Annotated in this window: 14 protein-coding genes; 3 read left to right on the forward strand and 11 right to left on the reverse strand. The window is 55.8% G+C overall.

All coding sequences use genetic code 11. The features are described from left to right. Positions 1–76: 76 nt before the first annotated feature. Positions 77–2626, forward strand: coding sequence for a TonB-dependent receptor (locus ACP7A4_RS09395; protein WP_203303288.1), 2550 nt, complete (start codon positions 77–79; stop codon positions 2624–2626). Between the two features lie 84 nt (positions 2627–2710). Here the strand turns inward: ACP7A4_RS09395 and ACP7A4_RS09400 are convergent, their stop codons facing one another. The 10 genes from ACP7A4_RS09400 to ACP7A4_RS09445 form a co-directional block, all read right to left on the reverse strand. Next, entirely contained in the window at positions 2711–3016 is a 306-nt protein-coding gene (locus tag ACP7A4_RS09400; protein WP_059763177.1) for a ribbon-helix-helix domain-containing protein, read from the reverse strand. A gap of 15 nt (positions 3017–3031) precedes the next feature. After that, complete coding sequence (locus ACP7A4_RS09405; RefSeq protein WP_426246525.1) at positions 3032–3613, reverse strand: DJ-1/PfpI family protein; 582 nt, start codon at positions 3611–3613, stop codon at positions 3032–3034. Between the two features lie 136 nt (positions 3614–3749). Then, positions 3750–4967, reverse strand: a complete 1218-nt coding sequence (locus ACP7A4_RS09410) for a class I SAM-dependent methyltransferase (protein ID WP_426246527.1) — start codon at positions 4965–4967, stop codon at positions 3750–3752. A gap of 294 nt (positions 4968–5261) precedes the next feature. Next, the gene (locus ACP7A4_RS09415; protein WP_426246529.1) at positions 5262–5564 is read right to left on the reverse strand and encodes a hypothetical protein; all 303 of its coding nucleotides are present in this window, start codon (positions 5562–5564) and stop codon (positions 5262–5264) included. Positions 5565–5632: 68 nt separating this feature from the next. After that, positions 5633–5911 carry a hypothetical protein gene (locus ACP7A4_RS09420; protein ID WP_426246531.1) on the reverse strand — a complete coding sequence of 93 codons (279 nt, stop codon included), beginning with the start codon at positions 5909–5911 and terminating at the stop codon, positions 5633–5635. Further along, on the reverse strand, positions 5892–6443 hold the full coding sequence (locus ACP7A4_RS09425) for a hypothetical protein (RefSeq protein ID WP_426246533.1): 552 nt from the start codon (positions 6441–6443) through the stop codon (positions 5892–5894). Before ACP7A4_RS09425 ends, ACP7A4_RS09420 begins: the two co-directional genes overlap by 20 nt. A gap of 56 nt (positions 6444–6499) precedes the next feature. Next, positions 6500–6721 (reverse strand): LuxR C-terminal-related transcriptional regulator, encoded by a 222-nt coding sequence (locus ACP7A4_RS09430; protein ID WP_082706786.1) that lies wholly within the window; start codon positions 6719–6721, stop codon positions 6500–6502. A 254-nt stretch (positions 6722–6975) separates the two neighbouring features. Next, the gene (locus tag ACP7A4_RS09435; protein ID WP_426246535.1) at positions 6976–7590 is read right to left on the reverse strand and encodes a TPM domain-containing protein; all 615 of its coding nucleotides are present in this window, start codon (positions 7588–7590) and stop codon (positions 6976–6978) included. Positions 7591–7618: 28 nt separating this feature from the next. Then, entirely contained in the window at positions 7619–8362 is a 744-nt protein-coding gene (locus ACP7A4_RS09440; RefSeq protein ID WP_426246537.1) for a TPM domain-containing protein, read from the reverse strand. A gap of 107 nt (positions 8363–8469) precedes the next feature. Beyond that, positions 8470–9078 carry a LemA family protein gene (locus ACP7A4_RS09445; RefSeq protein ID WP_059763184.1) on the reverse strand — a complete coding sequence of 203 codons (609 nt, stop codon included), beginning with the start codon at positions 9076–9078 and terminating at the stop codon, positions 8470–8472. A 263-nt stretch (positions 9079–9341) separates the two neighbouring features. Between ACP7A4_RS09445 and bglX the strand changes: the two genes are divergently transcribed. Both bglX and ACP7A4_RS09455 read left to right on the forward strand, forming a co-directional pair. Beyond that, complete coding sequence (bglX, locus tag ACP7A4_RS09450) at positions 9342–11633, forward strand: beta-glucosidase BglX (RefSeq protein ID WP_426246539.1); 2292 nt, start codon at positions 9342–9344, stop codon at positions 11631–11633. Between the two features lie 693 nt (positions 11634–12326). Further along, positions 12327–15200, forward strand: a complete 2874-nt coding sequence (locus tag ACP7A4_RS09455; RefSeq protein ID WP_059763186.1) for a ribonucleoside-diphosphate reductase subunit alpha — start codon at positions 12327–12329, stop codon at positions 15198–15200. Positions 15201–15294: 94 nt separating this feature from the next. Here ACP7A4_RS09455 and ACP7A4_RS09460 read toward each other — a convergent pair whose 3' ends face one another. Then, the gene (locus tag ACP7A4_RS09460; RefSeq protein WP_426246541.1) at positions 15295–16437 is read right to left on the reverse strand and encodes a hypothetical protein; all 1143 of its coding nucleotides are present in this window, start codon (positions 16435–16437) and stop codon (positions 15295–15297) included. Positions 16438–16491: the final 54 nt, after the last annotated feature.

Consider the following 16491-nt stretch of genomic DNA (forward strand, 5'->3'; position numbering starts at 1 on the left):
ATCGTGCTGCGTCTTCCTTCGGTCTGCGTTGCTAACGCATGTCTTTTTGGCCTTTGTTGCCGCACTGGGGGGTTTCATGTTTCGCGCACCACATTTCGTCTCACACTTGTGCACTCGCCCGACCTTGCTCGGCGCATGCATGGCTTTTAGCCTGCACGCGCACGCCGAGTCGATCCAACTGCAATTGCCCGCTCAATCGCTGGCCAGTTCGTTGAGTGCAGTGGCCCAGCAAGCCAAGATCCAGCTGCTGTTTGACGAAGAGCTGTTGCGCAACATCAAAGCCCCGGCGCTCAGTGGTGCCTACAGCGCGCAAGACGCCATCAATCAATTGTTGCGCGGCACCGATTTCAGCCTGATCCAGGTCGACCGCACCTTTGTCGTCCGCCCCAAAGAGGAAGGCACCACCACCAGCAACAGCCTGCAACTGGGTGCGCTGAGCGTGATTGGCACCGGTAATGAAATTGACTCCAGCAACGTCGGAAAATCGACCCTGACCCAAGCTGAAATCAATCGTTATCAGGCCAATAATATTCCCAGCCTGCTGGCGACCTTGCCCGGTATCAACCTCGGTGGCTCGCTCAAGCCCGGCGGTCAGACCATCAACATCTGGGGCATGGGTGAAGCCGAAGACGTACAAATGACCGTGGATGGCGCGACCAAAAGCGGCTTCGAACGCTACATGCAAGGCACCATCTTTATCGAGCCTGAACTGATCAAGGGGCTGGTCGTCGAAAAAGGCCCGCACGACATGCGCACCGGCAACGGTGGTTTTGCCGGTTCCGTGCACATGGAAACCAAAGATGCACCGGACCTGCTCGAAGAGGGCAAAGACACCGGCGCCATGCTCAAATACGGCTACAGCAGCAACGACCACCAACAGGTTTACAGTGGCGCGGTGTATGGCCGCACCGATGATGGCCGAGCGGATGCGCTGGTGTATTACACCAAGCGCGATGGCGATGACATGAAGCTGGCCGGCCACATGCCGGACCCCAAGCACGCCTACCCGGTCAACCCCAAGCGCTTGCCCAACACCGCACAGGACCTGGACGCGCAATTGCTCAAAGTGAACCTGCATTTCAATGAGGAACATAGCCTCGGGATGTCGTATTCACGCTCCAACAATTACCTGTGGGTGCCCTTCTCGGCCATCAGCTACCCGGCGCCACCGAGCCAGGCCAACATCGACAAATATGGGTACGACGTTGCCTCAAGACGTTACTTGTCCAACCGTTCGACCATCGACACCACCTGGTCGGCCAAATACAAGTACCAGCCTATCGAAAACCCGCTGGTCAATCTTGAGGTCAAGTACTCGCACTCAAACACTGAGCAAACGGACACGCGCGGCTCTCAAGCCTATTTCCAGCCCGCCACTGGCGGTCGCAAGATGGACACCGGCTACACCGACGACATGCTTCAGATCGAAAACATCAGCCTGTTTGCCAGCGGCCCGCTGGATCACGCTGTGACCACTGGCATGCAAATTCGCAAGCACCAGCGTGATGTCGACATGTGGATGCCGGGTAAAACCTATGAGGTAGAGAAGTACAACTACGGCCACTATCAGCCCAGCTTCATGCCCAAGGGCAAGGTCGATACCAATAGCTTCTATCTGCAAGACGCGATCACGTACGGTGATTTCACCCTGACACCGTCCGTGCGCTACGACCATGTGCGCAACCGCGGCGAGCAAAACGACGCACCGTTCTATAACCACGCGGAACTGGGTCACGACTACAGCGACAAAACCTACACTGGCTGGTCGCCTCGCCTGTCGGGCTTCTGGAAAATAAACCCGAACACCGCCTTGTTTGTCGACTACAGCAAAACCTGGCGCGCACCGGTAATCGATGAACAATACGAGCTTCAAGGACTGGGTAGCCGCACCGCGACCAGCCTCAATTTGAAACCCGAAGTCATCACGGGTTGGCGTGCAGGCAACATCACCAACTTTGATCACATCTTTGGTGACAACGACCACGCACTGATCCGCACCACCCTGTTTCGCAACACCGTCGACAATGAAATTTTCAAAGCCACCGGCGTAGGGTGCGCAGCCCAAACGGCCGCCGGCAGCATGTCCAAAGACTGTGGGCCGGGCAATATACCCAACTACCGCAACATTGGCAGTGTGACCATCAAGGGCTTTGAAATTGAAAGCTTCTACGAGTCCACTTACGTCTTTGGCTCGCTGTCTTACGCATGGATGACCGGTAAACACGAAGGCGCCTACACCAACCCGTGGGGACCGAACGTCTGGGCACGGGACATTCCCGCCCCGAAATGGGTCGCCATACTGGGCACCAAAATACCGGCATGGGATGCGCGCATCGGCTGGAAAGGCGAGTTCGTGCGCAAGACCGACCGTTTGCCCAGCGACAAGTACTACGGCACCGCGATCAGTGCCTTGGGCGATCGCTACTACGACCAATACGCCAACGACGGCTATAACGTGCAGGGCCTGTTCGCCAACTGGAAACCACAGCAGCCGTACCTTAAAGGCACCGAGGTCAACTTCACCGTGGACAACCTGTTTAACAAGAGTTACCAGCCGATGCTCAGCGGCGATAACGCCTACAGCCAGGGGCGTAACGCCAAGATCAGCGTTACGCGGTTCTTCTAACCCCACCCTGTAAGAGGAACTGGCGCAGGCTGCGATCTTTTTAACAGCTCAAAAGATCGCAGCCTGCGGGTTTGCTCCGCCAGATCAGCGGGTGTTACGCGTTACCACCCTCAGCCCCGGCGCCTGATCTGAGCGCTGGCTCAAATAGCGGGTGCAACTCACGCGCAAGAACGAGGCGAAGTTGACCACTTCGCCGCGGTAATCCATCACTTCCTCGTAGAGCTTGGCCACCAATTGATTGGTGGTCATGCCATCCGCTTGTGCGATCTCACTGAGGATGTCCCAAAACTGGTTTTCCAGTCGCAACGTGGTGACCACGCCGCAAATACGCAGTGAGCGCGAGCGTGATTCGTACAGAATCGGGTCGGCTTTAACGTACAGCTCACACATGGTCACACCCTCGCCTTACAAGGAAATAGAAGTCCCCAGCAGACCCAGAAAAGCGCTCAGCCAGGCCGGATGCGCTGGCCACGCGGGAGCTGTCACCAGATTGCCCTGCACATGGGCCTGGTTCACGTCGATATCAATAAAAGTACCGCCCGCCAAACGCACTTCCGGGGCACATGCGGGGTATGCACTGCACTCACGGCCTGCCAGGATGCCGGCCGCGGCCAGCAATTGCGCACCATGACAGACCGCGGCAATCGGTTTGCCCGCCTTGTCGAAGTCACGTACCCACTGCAGAACCTTTTCGTTCAAGCGCAGGTATTCCGGCGCACGACCACCGGGCACGAGCAGTGCGTCGTAATCGCGGGCGTTGACTGCGTCGAAATCAAAGTTCAGGGCAAACAGATGGCCCGGTTTCTCGCTGTAGGTCTGATCGCCTTCAAAGTCATGAATCGCGGTACGCACTGTCTGCCCCGATTTTTTACCCGGACAGACCGCATGCACCTGATGGCCGATCATCAATAGCGCCTGAAACGGCACCATCACTTCGTAGTCTTCGACGTAATCGCCCACCAGCATCAAAATCTTTTTCGCCGCCATGCTGCGTACTCCTGTGAGTGAAGGCTTGGAGTGCATACCCAGCAGGCGCCGGTAGGCGCTGTGCTGGAGACTCGTTAACACCTGCAAGAGTAGCCGCACAGTACCTACACGGGTAATAACCCGGTACTACACCGATTTACTTCAGCAACCCGTCCGCTTGCAGCAGGGTTTCCAGGCAATGCTCCTGAATGCTGTAGAACGCCTTCAATTCCTGGATTTTCACCCGCAACTGGGCGTTATCAACCGGTTCGGCGCGCTTGACCGCAAGGATCATTTTGTTTTTGTTGGTGTGCTCCAGCGAGATGAACTCGAACACTTTGGTTTCATAACCACAGGCTTCAAGGAACAGCGCACGCAGGCTGTCGGTGACCATTTCGGCCTGTTGGCCCAAATGCAGGCCGTATTGCAGCATCGGCTTGAGCAGCGCCGGGCTCTGGATTTGCAGGCGGATCTGCTTATGGCAGCACGGCGAGCACATGATGATCGCGGCGCCCGAGCGGATGCCCATGTGAATCGCGTAGTCAGTGGCAATGTCACAAGCATGCAAGGCGATCATCACGTCAATCGGAGTGGGCGCAAAACTGCGCACGTCACCGTGCTGAAAGCTCAGGCCCGGATGCTCCAGACGCTGCGCGGCGTTATTGCACAGCGTGACCATGTCTTCACGCAGCTCAACGCCGGTGACCACGCCTTCGGCTTGCAGGCTGTGACGCAAGTAATCGTGAATGGCAAACGTCAGATAGCCCTTGCCCGAGCCGAAGTCAGCCACTTTGATGGGCTGGTCTAGCGCAAGCGGCGAACTGCTCAGCGCGTGGGAAAACACTTCGATGAACTTGTTGATCTGCTTCCACTTGCGCGACATCGCCGGGATCAGCTCTTGCTGCTTGTTGGTCACCCCAAGATCGGCAAGAAAGGGGCGGGTCAAATCCAGAAAACGGTTCTTCTCGCGATTGTGCTCAGCCGAAGGCAGTTCACGGGCCTGCTGACTTTTACCCTTGAACAGCGAGCTTTTGCCCTTTTTGCTGTACTCCAGTTGCACTTCGTCAGTGAGGGTCAATAGATGCGCATTTTTGAACGCTTCAGGCAGCAACCCGGCAATGGTCGTCACGGCCTCATCAAGGGGGAAGTTCTTGGTGATATCGCGGGTCTTATAGCGGTACACAAACGACAGGCAAGGCTGATCCTTGACCGTGACCTGCTTGATGATGACCCGCTGCAACTCGGCGTCCGGGCCGACGTACTTGGCCAGCACCAGCTTGATGAAGGAGTTTTGAGCCAGCCCGGTTTCCAGCAGGTTCAAAAATTGCGCACGATGATCCGGCGCAGACGCGGCGGTGGTAGCAGTCACTGACATTGAAAAAGGTGCCTCGGGGGGTGCAGGAGGGGAAATCAGAAAACAATGGCGGGTATTTTAGGCGGGTTGGCGGCACAGGGCACGGGGTAATTTTGCTGCGCAGTCTTCGTGGGGTTCGGATGCCCCCCTTCCTGGCATTGCAAAGACTCAGTGGCGTAACCAACCACATGAAATTGACATGGATAAAACCCTGAAAATGCCGCCGGCCGGCATGCATAAACGGTCATTCGAACAACCTAAATTGGGTGCCTTAACTCGTTATTACGTCGACAAACAAGTCAACCATGAAAATAATTATATATAACCGTCACTGCTGCCTGTGCAACATCCATATTCATCCCCTGCATCATAGGTGTTGCCACCCACAATAATACTGATACCTACATTGCCTACATTATGAGGGGGAGGCGGTGGCGACGGAATTACAGGCCTGGACGGTGTATATGTACCGCCGATAAAACCACCACCTATTCCGTTGCCAAGATCGGGGGCAACCGTTGAAAAAGGCTGCAACTCACCCGTCGCCGATATCCAATTACAGGACAACATCATATTGGCATACGCCAGCCTCAGGGTATTACGATCAACAATCTTCATATCCGGAGCACACCTATAATCGAGGTAGTTATCGGAAGGATTATTGCCAAAGAAATCTCCGGCCGACTTCATAATTCGTTTAATACTAAAAATCGTTCCCACATCCCCGTCCAAAAACCCCAAGCCTGGTTGCCCCTCAATTCATCAAGACTTGACTGGCCAAGCGGGCGCCCTTTGCCGGCTATAAAAACGTGCCAGCAGGGTCTGACAAAGGGTAAAGCCTCATAATTTGGCCAGTTATACCGCCACACCTCTCCTTTGAGCTGAATATTGATTTCACTCTCTTCAGCCTCTGTCAAAAAATCATCAATCACATAAATTGATTCGTCAATCTTCTCTATCCTCACTGCATACCTTCCTCTGGCAATATCGATTAAAAACACCGCACCTAATGATATAAAATACAAAATAACCTACAGCCAAACTTGAGTAAGCAACCATAATATAACTCACAATATTATTATCCCTCGTCCACCGCGCTATCTGCTGACGGCTCATCATCAGTAGAAACTCTTCATCATAGACCGCCCAAACAAATGTATTATCGCTGTCAGCGTCTACAGCCACCCACAATTTTTTATGCTTTCGAACATCCAATAAACCGACCTCATAACTGGGAAATTCAATCCTGTACTTATAATCACTCTCGCCTCGCCCCACATTAAAATACAAATACACTGATGATTTTGACCTACCCAAAGCATGGGTAACATAAGCGCTGCGCAGCACCATGCTTTTAGGCACCGCGGGTACTTCCACCCGTTCATTCCACATCATCACACCAACGCCGAACATCAGTAGACAAAAAAAGACCACCACCACTAAATCCATGGGAGTCGCCACATAACCAGGCGGTATATAAAAAGGTGACTTCTTCATTTCTGCCTCTTGCGCGATTGACTTAAAACTAAACCCTCAATATTGATACAGCAACCCTACATCCGTAGGGGTTTCGTTAATTTTCGGGCGTTGTCACCCAAACGACTAACCACCACCATTAGCGCCATACGATTTCCCACACCATGCTTTGACAACAATGACGACACATGATCCCGAACCGTAAAATCACTAATCAGCAACTGTTGTGCTATCGCCTTATTTGTGCGCCCATCCATAAGCAAATCAAGCACCTCTTTCTCCCTAGATGTAAGCTTCATCCCCTTCCTCCATCTTTTATCAACCTCAGAGCACATCAAAAAAACACCCAGACACAATACAACCTAGCCATCATTCAAAAAAATGACAACACAGTTTTCCACAACAAAGAGAACTATAAATAGCGGGAACTTATATTGCAGACTCGCAAGAACTTACTTACGGAGATACAAGAATAAAACCACAAAGAGAATATTACAAAAGCCTGATACTTCTTAGCGAAGTATCAGAAGTATCAAGACCACAAAGAAAACGATTACAACATCACCAACCGATTCGGCAATTGATTACGCGGTTGGGTTTTGGGGATGTGTTGCGCCAGCAACTCAGCGCTGGCCTCAATGCAGGCAATAAAACCTTCGGCGGTATGACCCAGACCCACCCGACGCGTGAAATCACTGACGATGCTGCCCCAGTCGCTGTTATCCAGATGGCGAGAAATGCCTTCATCCACCAGAATTTCAACGTAACGCTCGGCTTCGCTGACAAAGATCAGCACACCGGTACGGTCTTGGGTGTGATGCAGCTTTTGCTCCAGAAACTGGCGCCGCGCCAGATTGCTGGCCCGCCAATGCCGCACACGGGGCGGGATCAAGCGGGTGGTAATCGCCGGGATGCGAAAGATCAGGCTGAGGAAGACAAAGCTGGCCCATTGCAGCATGAGCAGCGAATAGATCTGAATGCCGCCGATAAAAAAGTGCGCCAATGCGGGCACCAGCAAGGCGATCAAGCTGGCCCAGAGCAGCGGGATATAACTGTAGTCGTCCGCGCGCGGGGCTAACACGGTGACAATTTCGGCGTCTGTGTGTTGCTCGGCGCGGGTGACCGCTTCTTCGACCTGCCGTTGTTGCGCGTGTGTGAGTAAAGCCATGAGTGTTTATGCTCGCCTGAAAATTGAATTACCAGCCGCCCGAGGCACCACCGCCGCCAAAGCTGCCACCGCCGCCACTAAAGCCGCCGCCTCCTGCGCCACCGCCAAAACCGCCCCCGCCAAAACCGCCGGAGCGTGAACTGCCCCCGCCGCCCGAGTTGCAGATGCCGTAGAACTGGCACGCGGCAACCACTATGACAAACAGGACGAATAACAGCAGTACGACAAAGGGATGTTCGGCCAGCAAGTCATTGCCATCGCCCTGCCCGCTGGCGTAGGCCGGTTCGGCCAATGGATCGCCGCCCAACACCTGAAGGATCGCTGCAACACCGTCGCTGATGCCCTGGCTGAAGTGGCCCGCTTTAAAGGCAGGCGTGATGACTTGATTGATGATTACCGACGATTGCGCGTCGGTGAGGCGGTCTTCCAGCCCATAACCGACCTCGATGCGCAATGTGCGGTCGTCACGGGCAACGATCAGCAAGGCACCGTTGTTTTTGTCCTTTTGACCGATGCCCCAGGTGCGCCCCAATTGGTAGCCGAAGTCTTCAATGGGGGTGCCTTGCAAATCAGGCACGGTCACTACCACCACCTGCTCGCCGGTGGCTTTTTCGTGGGCTTCAAGCGATTGCGTCAATTGCTGACGCGTGGCGGGATCGAGCATTTGCCCGTCGTCCACTACCCGTCCGTTGAGTGCGGGAAATGTCAGCGCCTGGGCCGTGGCTATAAATAGCCACAGCAGCAGGCCTGACCCCAGTCTTGATATACGCATCTGCACCACGCTGATTGAAGGGGGGAGACGTACCCGTAGCAGTTGCCGAGGAACGCAGTCTTCGTTGCTCGGCAGCTGCTACGGGGCTCGCGTATTGGCCAGGCGTCTTAAAACTTCACTTCAGGCGCTTTGTCGGCGTCCGGCGTGGTGGCTTCGAAGGTTGGGCGGATCGGCAAGTCGCTGTACATCACGGCATGCCACAGACGGCCCGGGAAGGTGCGGATTTCAGTGTTGTAGCGCTCTACCGCAAGAATAAAGTCGCGACGGGCCACGCTGATGCGGTTTTCCGTGCCTTCAAGTTGCGATTGCAACGAGAGGAAGTTCTGGTTGGACTTGAGGTCCGGGTAACGTTCCGACACCACCATCAAACGGCTCAAGGCACCTGTCAGTTGATTTTGCGCGTCCTGGAACTGCTTGAGTTTTTCCGGGTTGTTCAGGGTGCTGGCGTCTACCTGAATAGACGTGGCCTTGGCCCGCGCCTCAATCACAGCGGTAAGCGTTGCCTGCTCCTGTTTGGCCGCGCCCTTGACGGTTTCGACCAGGTTGGGGATCAAGTCAGAACGACGCTGGTACTGGTTCTGCACTTGTGACCAGGCCGCTTTCACCTGCTCATCCAGGGTGGGTATGGTGTTGATGCCGCACCCGGCCAATACGCTGCTCAGCGCCAGCAGTGCGATGACTTTCCAGCCCAAGGCTCTAACGCTTTGTATTCCCATGCTCGTGACGCTCCGAAATGATTGCATTGCGTTCATAGACACCACCCTCGCGCTAAAAACTCCCACTGCGCCCTGAATATCTCCTGGCAACACTGGATTGCTGGGGACGAATCAGCTAAAAGACTGCGCAAGATGTAGGAATATTCCCCTATAAAGATAGGGCAAATCTCTACCATAAACAGACTAAACACCCCTCCCAGAACAATATCGTTCCCAAGCCACCGGTTTACGTGGTGTGAGTGAACGGCGCGCAGAAGAATTTCATGACCAAAATGTGTTTGCTGGCGATCGCGATTAGCCTGACCAGCCACGCCGTCTGGGCCCAAACGCCTACGGCCCCGCTGCCTCCTAAGGAGGTGTTTGTCGCCGACCTGCTCAAACAAATGACCCTCGACGAAAAGGTCGGGCAGTTGCGTCTCATCAGCATTGCAACCGACATGCCCCGCGAATTGATTCGCAAGGAAATCGCCGCAGGCCGCATCGGCGGCACGTTTAACTCGGTGACGCGTCCCGAAAACCGTCCGATGCAAGACGCCGCCATGCGCAGCCGTTTGAAAATCCCCATGTTCTTTGCCTATGACGTGATTCACGGGCATCGCACCATTTTCCCGATCAGTCTGGCACTGGCCTCCAGCTGGGATATGGACGCCATCGCCCTGAGTGGCCGGATTTCGGCCAAGGAAGCCAGCGCCGATAGCCTCGACCTGACGTTTTCGCCGATGGTCGATATCGCTCGCGATCCTCGCTGGGGTCGGACCTCGGAAGGTTTTGGCGAAGACACCTATCTGGTTTCGCGCATTGCCAAGGTCATGGTGCAGGCCTATCAAGGCGTGTCTCCCGCCCTGCCCGGCAACATCATGGCCAGCGTCAAACACTTCGCGCTTTATGGCGCCGTGGAAGGTGGACGGGACTACAACATCGTCGACATGAGTCCTACCCGCATGTTTCAGGATTACCTACCGCCCTACCACGCGGCTATTGAGGCTGGGGCTGGAAGCGTGATGGTGGCGCTGAACTCGATCAACGGGGTACCGGCCACCTCCAACATGTGGCTTATGCAGGACTTATTGCGTAAGGAATGGGGCTTCAAAGGGGTGGCTGTCAGTGATCATGGCGCGATTCTTGAGCTGATCAAGCACGGGGTGGCCAAAGACGAGCGTGAAGCTGCCACGCTGGCGATCAAAGCGGGTGTCGACATGAGCATGAATGACCTGGTGTATGGCAAAGAACTGCCAGGCTTGGTCAAGTCCGGAAAAGTAGCGCAGAGCGATCTGGATAACGCCGTACGCGAGGTGCTTGGCGCCAAATACGACATGGGACTGTTTAATAACCCCTACCTGCGCATAGGCAAGGCTGAAGACGACCCGGCCGATGTCAACGCTGAAAGCCGCCTGCACCGGGCCGAAGCCCGTGACGTAGCGCGAAAAAGTCAGGTGCTGCTCAAGAATGAGTCCCATACCCTGCCCTTGAACAAACAGGCGCGCATCGCGCTGATCGGGCCGCTGGCCGATTCGAAGATCGACATGCTCGGCAGTTGGTCGGGCGCCGGTGTACCCGCGCAATCAGTGACTGTACGTGAAGGGTTGCGCAATGCCATGGGTAAACAGGCCACGCTGACCTACGCCCGGGGCGCCAATGTGACGGATGATCAGACGGTGGTCGACTACCTCAATCATTCCAACCCCAATATGCTCGATGTGACCAATGACCCGCGCCCGGCGCAAGTCATGCTCGATGAAGCCGTCAAAGCGGCGCAACAGGCCGATATCGTGGTCGCCGTGGTGGGCGAAGCTCGCGGCATGTCCCATGAAGCCGCCAGCCGCACCGACCTCGACTTGCCAGCCCCGCAGCGGGCCTTGATCAGCGCCCTTAAAGCTACTGGCAAGCCGCTGGTACTGGTGCTGATGAATGGCCGGCCGTTGTCCATTGATCAACAGATACAACAGGCCGACGCGGTACTGGAAACCTGGTACACCGGCACTGAAGGCGGCAATGCCATCGCCGACGTGCTGTTTGGCGACTACAACCCGTCGGGCAAACTGCCGATCACATTCCCGCGCTCGGTAGGTCAGATTCCGAGCTACTACAGCCATCTGCGCATTGGTCGCCCCTACACCCCAGGCAAACCTGGCAACTACACCTCGCAGTACTTTGACGAACCCAACACCCCGCTTTACCCGTTCGGTTATGGCCTGAGCTACACCGACTTCAGCCTGTCAGATGTGCGCCTCTCCAGCGAGACCCTCAAGCCGGGTGCAGCCCTGACGGCCAGCGTGACGGTGAAAAACACCGGCCAGCGTGCAGGTGAGACCGTGGTGCAGCTTTATATACAAGACGTGAGTGCGTCGATGAGCCGCCCCGTCAAAGAGCTGAAAAACTTCCACAAGCTGATGCTTAAGCCCGGCGAAGAGAAAGTCGTGCAGTTCAGCATCGACGAAGACGCCCTGAAGTTTTACAACGCACAGTTGAAATACGCCGCCGAACCCGGTGAGTTCAACGTGCAACTAGGGCTTGATTCACAAAACGTCCAGCAAAAGAGCTTCCAATTGCTCTAATTTCGCGTAACAGCCGGGAAGGCTTTGAACGGTCTTCCCGGCACTTCTTGATGCCAATCTGCGCTTGACCTTTTCTATCTTTGCACCCGCCCAAAAATGCGTTCGGACAGCGCTGTTTTTTGTGGTAGGGTTCGCGCCCTCAAAATTCAGACCGCCGATACGATCCCGCAAAAACCAGTGACAAACGGTGTAATGCCGGTGCCATGCGGCCTACATGGATTTTTTGCGTTTCATACACAATTTACACACAGAGTTATCCACAGGAAGTGCATTGCACGAGACCCGCAAAACGCATATCTTGTATCAATTCCGCCAAAAGACCCTACATGTAGGGTTTTAGGGCAAAAACCCAACACAACTCAGTCGAGAATTTCAAGCCCTTTTCTCGCGCCTGTCGGGTTGAACCAAACGCAGTTTTCAAAGCCCAAACCGCTCATGCGGATGGCAACCGTTTTTTGGCTGATGCCGGAATGCGGCCCGGGTGTTGCAGTACCTAACTGTCACCCACCAGGAATAAGGTTTGAGGCGGTACGCGCAAACCCAAAACTTCGGCAAGGAAGCGGCCAAATACACCCCTTTCTGTACGTCCCGAGGTTGGTATGCCCGGTTAATCACCGGTTGTAGTGCTTCAGGACGCAACGGTGGGCACCTTTTTGAGGCGCCCAAATAAACATAGAGAACGTGGAGACACCCATGCAAACCGACACAACTCGCGAGAACTCGCAGGGTTCTGATTCAAATCTGGATCTATCTGCGACCGCGCCAGGCCAATTGCGCGTGATCAAACGTAACGGGACCGTGGTTCCTTACACCGATGACAAGATCACCGTCGCCATCACCAAAGCGTTTCTTGCAGTTGAAGGCGGCAATGCCGCCGCTTCGTCGCGCATCCACGACACCGTTGCCCGCTTGACCGAACAAGTCACTGCGACTTTCAAGCGCCGCATGCCATCGGGTGGCACCATCCACATCGAAGAAATCCAGGACCAGGTTGAACTGGCCCTGATGCGCGCCGGCGAGCAGAAAGTAGCCCGTGACTATGTGATCTACCGCGATGCCCGTTCCAAAGAACGTGCCACGCGCGCACCTGCCGACGACGCTGTTGTGGCTCACCCCTCGATCCGCATCACGCGCGCCGACGGCACCTTTGCACCGCTCGACATGGGCCGCCTGAACACCATCGTTACCGAAGCCTGCGAAGGCCTGGAAGAAGTCGATGGCGACCTGATCCAGCGCGAAACCCTGAAAAACCTGTACGACGGCGTGGCCCTGAGCGACGTCAACACCGCCCTGGTGATGACGGCCCGTACCCTGGTTGAGCGCGAGCCTAACTACTCGTTCGTGACTGCTCGCCTGCTGATGGACACCTTGCGTGCCGAAGGCTTGAGCTTCCTGCAAGTGGCCGAAAGCGCCACTCACCACGAAATGGCTGACCTGTACGCCAAGGCCCTGCCTGCCTACATCGCCAAGGGTATTGAGTTCGACCTGCTGAACCCGATTCTGGCGACCTTCGACCTGGAGAAACTGGGCCAGGCGATCAACCACGAGCGCGATCAGCAGTTCACCTACCTGGGCCTGCAAACCCTGTACGACCGCTACTTCATCCACAAGGATGGCGTGCGTTTCGAACTGCCACAAATCTTCTTCATGCGCGTGGCCATGGGCCTTGCGATCGAAGAGAAGCAAAAAGAAGACCGCGCCATCGAGTTCTACAACTTGCTGTCGTCCTTCGACTACATGTCTTCGACGCCGACACTGTTCAACGCCGGTACTCAGCGTCCACAACTGTCGAGCTGCTACCTGACCACCGTGCCGGATGACCTGTCAGGCATCTACCACGCGATCCACGACAACGCCATGCTGTCCAAATTCGCCGGTGGCCTGGGCAACGACTGGACGCCAGTCCGTGCGCTGGGTTCGTGGATCAAAGGCACCAACGGCAAATCCCAGGGTGTTGTGCCGTTCCTCAAAGTGGTGAACGACACCGCCGTTGCCGTTAACCAGGGTGGCAAGCGTAAAGGCGCCGTGTGCGCTTACCTTGAAACCTGGCACATGGACATCGAAGAGTTCATCGAGCTGCGCAAGAACACCGGTGATGACCGTCGTCGCACCCACGACATGAACACCGCCAACTGGATCCCTGACCTGTTCATGAAGCGCGTCTTCGATGACGGCCCGTGGACCCTGTTCTCGCCCTCCGAAGTACCGGACCTGCACGACCTGACCGGTAAAGCCTTCGAAGAGCGTTACGAGTACTACGAAGCACTGTCTCAGTACCCTGGCAAGATCAAGCTGTTCAAGACCATTCAGGCCAAAGACCTGTGGCGCAAAATGCTGTCCATGCTGTTTGAAACCGGCCACCCGTGGCTGACCTTCAAAGACCCGTGCAACCTGCGCAGCCCGCAGCAGCACGTGGGCGTGGTTCACAGCTCGAACCTGTGCACCGAGATCACCTTGAACACCAACAAGGACGAGATCGCTGTTTGCAACCTGGGTTCGATCAACCTGCCGAACCATATCAAGGACGGCAAGCTGGACACCGCCAAGCTCAAGCGCACCATCGACGTGGCCGTGCGCATGCTCGACAACGTGATCGACATCAACTACTACTCGGTGCCGCAAGCGCGTAACTCGAACTTCAAGCACCGCCCGGTCGGCCTGGGGATCATGGGCTTCCAGGACGCGCTGTACCTGCAACACATTCCGTATGCCTCCCAAGCGGCTGTCGAGTTTGCCGACAAGTCGATGGAAGCCGTCAGCTACTTCGCCATTCAGGCGTCGTGCGACCTGGCTGACGAGCGTGGCGCCTACGAGACGTTCCAGGGTTCGCTGTGGTCCAAAGGCATCCTGCCACTGGATTCGCAACAGATCCTGATCGAGCAGCGCGGTCAGAAGTACATTGACGTTGACCTGAACGAATCCCTGGACTGGGCACCGGTTCGCGCCCGTGTACAGAACGGCATTCGTAACTCCAACATCATGGCCATCGCACCGACCGCCACCATCGCCAACATTACCGGCGTGTCGCAGTCGATCGAACCGACCTATCAAAACCTGTATGTGAAATCGAACCTGTCGGGCGAATTCACCGTGATCAACCCCTACCTGGTTCGCGACCTCAAGGCGCGCGGCCTGTGGGACTCGGTCATGATCAACGACCTGAAGTACTACGACGGTTCGGTGCAGCAAATCGAACGCATCCCGCAAGAGCTTAAAGAGCTGTATGCGACTGCATTTGAAGTGGACACCAAATGGATCGTCGACGCGGCCAGCCGTCGTCAAAAGTGGATCGACCAGGCTCAGTCGCTGAACCTGTACATCGCGGGCGCTTCGGGCAAGAAACTGGACGTGACCTACCGCATGGCTTGGTACCGTGGGCTGAAAACCACCTACTACCTCCGTGCACTGGCCGCGACCAGCACCGAGAAGTCGACGGTCAACACCGGCAAGCTCAACGCTGTATCGAACGGCAACAACAGCGAAGACGTCGCGGCTGCGCCAGCGGGCCCGGCCCCAGTGCCAAAAGCTTGCGCGATTGACGAGCCGGATTGCGAAGCGTGCCAATAAGCTGAACCGTAAGCGCCTCACGGCGCTTACATAAAACCCCCGACAAGCCTCTGGCTTGTCGGGGGTTTTCTTTTACCTCAAAAAATACCGCGAATCAGGCGACCTTAAGCGTGTCACGGCGCAAACTCGCTATATCCAGAGCATAAGCATCGCTATGCGAAGGTGGCCTCCCGCCCCGTGTGCCCCACCGCTCTTCCAGTCCACCAATCACCGCCATTGAATGGCCATCGCGATTGACGAAGCCCAACTGCCCACCCGCCAAATCCGAGGCTGAGGTTCTGCGGGTGTAGTTCTTCAACCCAAGACGCTGTAGCCCCTCATCGCCATGTTCACCGTCATTAAGGCTGGCGGCCGCCCCCTCGAATGTCATATTGCGCTTGCCGTCATTACCCTCAATTTGCGCACGCTTGACGCTGGCGGCATACAGGAAATTCGCATCCGTAATCATCTTCGGATCATCCCCCTTGAAGCGAGCCTCTCTGGCAGCCACCCTCAACTCATCCTTGCTCAATTGCAGCCTGAATCCATCGCGCATGGTCACATCGAAACCATTCGCGGTTTCTTTCACAGCGCTAAAAATATCCGTGGGCTTCTGCCCGGCCGCCATCATGGCTACCTTGATAGCAGAAACCGTGACGCAGTTACCGTCCGGACCTTGGCTGAACCCACTCCAGATATTGGTCGGCTGCTTTCCTGGATCGCTGCGATCCGGCTTGTAGTTGAAGAACTGGGCGCCCGAAGTGGTCGGCTTATTGCTCATCCTGTCGCCCGGACCTATCGGAGACGGGTTAATGCCTGGGCCTGGACCTGGGCTTGGACCTGGGCTTGGACCTGGGCTTGGACCTGGGCTTGGGCCTGGGCTTGGGCTTGGACTTGGACTTGGACTTGGACTTGGGCCTGGCGACGGGACATAGTCATCCCCAAACATGGACTTGGTCAATTTGCGTAGAAACTCCAGAAACTCTGCCGAGGCTTCTGCTTGCTGGCGCAACAGATCAAGGATTTCTTTAAATTTTTCATCCCCGAGCCTTGTTCGAAGCGCCTCCAGTTTCTCCGTCAGCTCTTTAACCTTGTGATCTTTGGGCGTGTTGGTGACCTCAAACAACTCGTCGAGCAACTTTTTCACTGAAGCGGCATTGGCCTCAGGCTCCACCGGGTCTGACTTGACTGCCAGATCTGCCCTCGGGTAATCCGCAGCGTACCCGGCACTCGGCCTGTGTATTCCAGAAACATTCATATCCTGCCCTCCCTAGATTGGTGAGCCATCAGGCTCCAACTCAATCAGTGGCGA

Source organism: Pseudomonas sp. TWR3-1-1, assembly GCF_049896545.1.
Lineage (GTDB): Bacteria > Pseudomonadota > Gammaproteobacteria > Pseudomonadales > Pseudomonadaceae > Aquipseudomonas > Aquipseudomonas weihenstephanensis.

What these genes read in the sequence shown, in the direction of transcription:
- ACP7A4_RS09440 (WP_426246537.1), bottom strand. Translation starts at nt 8,362, where the DNA reads ATGCGTATATCAAGACTGGGGTCAGGCCTGCTGCTGTGGCTATTTATA.
- ACP7A4_RS09445 (WP_059763184.1), bottom strand. Translation starts at nt 9,078, where the DNA reads ATGGGAATACAAAGCGTTAGAGCCTTGGGCTGGAAAGTCATCGCACTG.
- ACP7A4_RS09430 (WP_082706786.1), bottom strand. Translation starts at nt 6,721, where the DNA reads ATGAAGCTTACATCTAGGGAGAAAGAGGTGCTTGATTTGCTTATGGAT.
- ACP7A4_RS09460 (WP_426246541.1), bottom strand. Translation starts at nt 16,437, where the DNA reads ATGAATGTTTCTGGAATACACAGGCCGAGTGCCGGGTACGCTGCGGAT.
- ACP7A4_RS09435 (WP_426246535.1), bottom strand. Translation starts at nt 7,590, where the DNA reads ATGGCTTTACTCACACACGCGCAACAACGGCAGGTCGAAGAAGCGGTC.
- bglX (WP_426246539.1), top strand. Translation starts at nt 9,342, where the DNA reads ATGACCAAAATGTGTTTGCTGGCGATCGCGATTAGCCTGACCAGCCAC.
- ACP7A4_RS09410 (WP_426246527.1), bottom strand. Translation starts at nt 4,967, where the DNA reads ATGTCAGTGACTGCTACCACCGCCGCGTCTGCGCCGGATCATCGTGCG.
- ACP7A4_RS09415 (WP_426246529.1), bottom strand. Translation starts at nt 5,564, where the DNA reads ATGAAGATTGTTGATCGTAATACCCTGAGGCTGGCGTATGCCAATATG.
- ACP7A4_RS09395 (WP_203303288.1), top strand. Translation starts at nt 77, where the DNA reads ATGTTTCGCGCACCACATTTCGTCTCACACTTGTGCACTCGCCCGACC.
- ACP7A4_RS09425 (WP_426246533.1), bottom strand. Translation starts at nt 6,443, where the DNA reads ATGAAGAAGTCACCTTTTTATATACCGCCTGGTTATGTGGCGACTCCC.
- ACP7A4_RS09455 (WP_059763186.1), top strand. Translation starts at nt 12,327, where the DNA reads ATGCAAACCGACACAACTCGCGAGAACTCGCAGGGTTCTGATTCAAAT.
- ACP7A4_RS09405 (WP_426246525.1), bottom strand. Translation starts at nt 3,613, where the DNA reads ATGGCGGCGAAAAAGATTTTGATGCTGGTGGGCGATTACGTCGAAGAC.
- ACP7A4_RS09400 (WP_059763177.1), bottom strand. Translation starts at nt 3,016, where the DNA reads ATGTGTGAGCTGTACGTTAAAGCCGACCCGATTCTGTACGAATCACGC.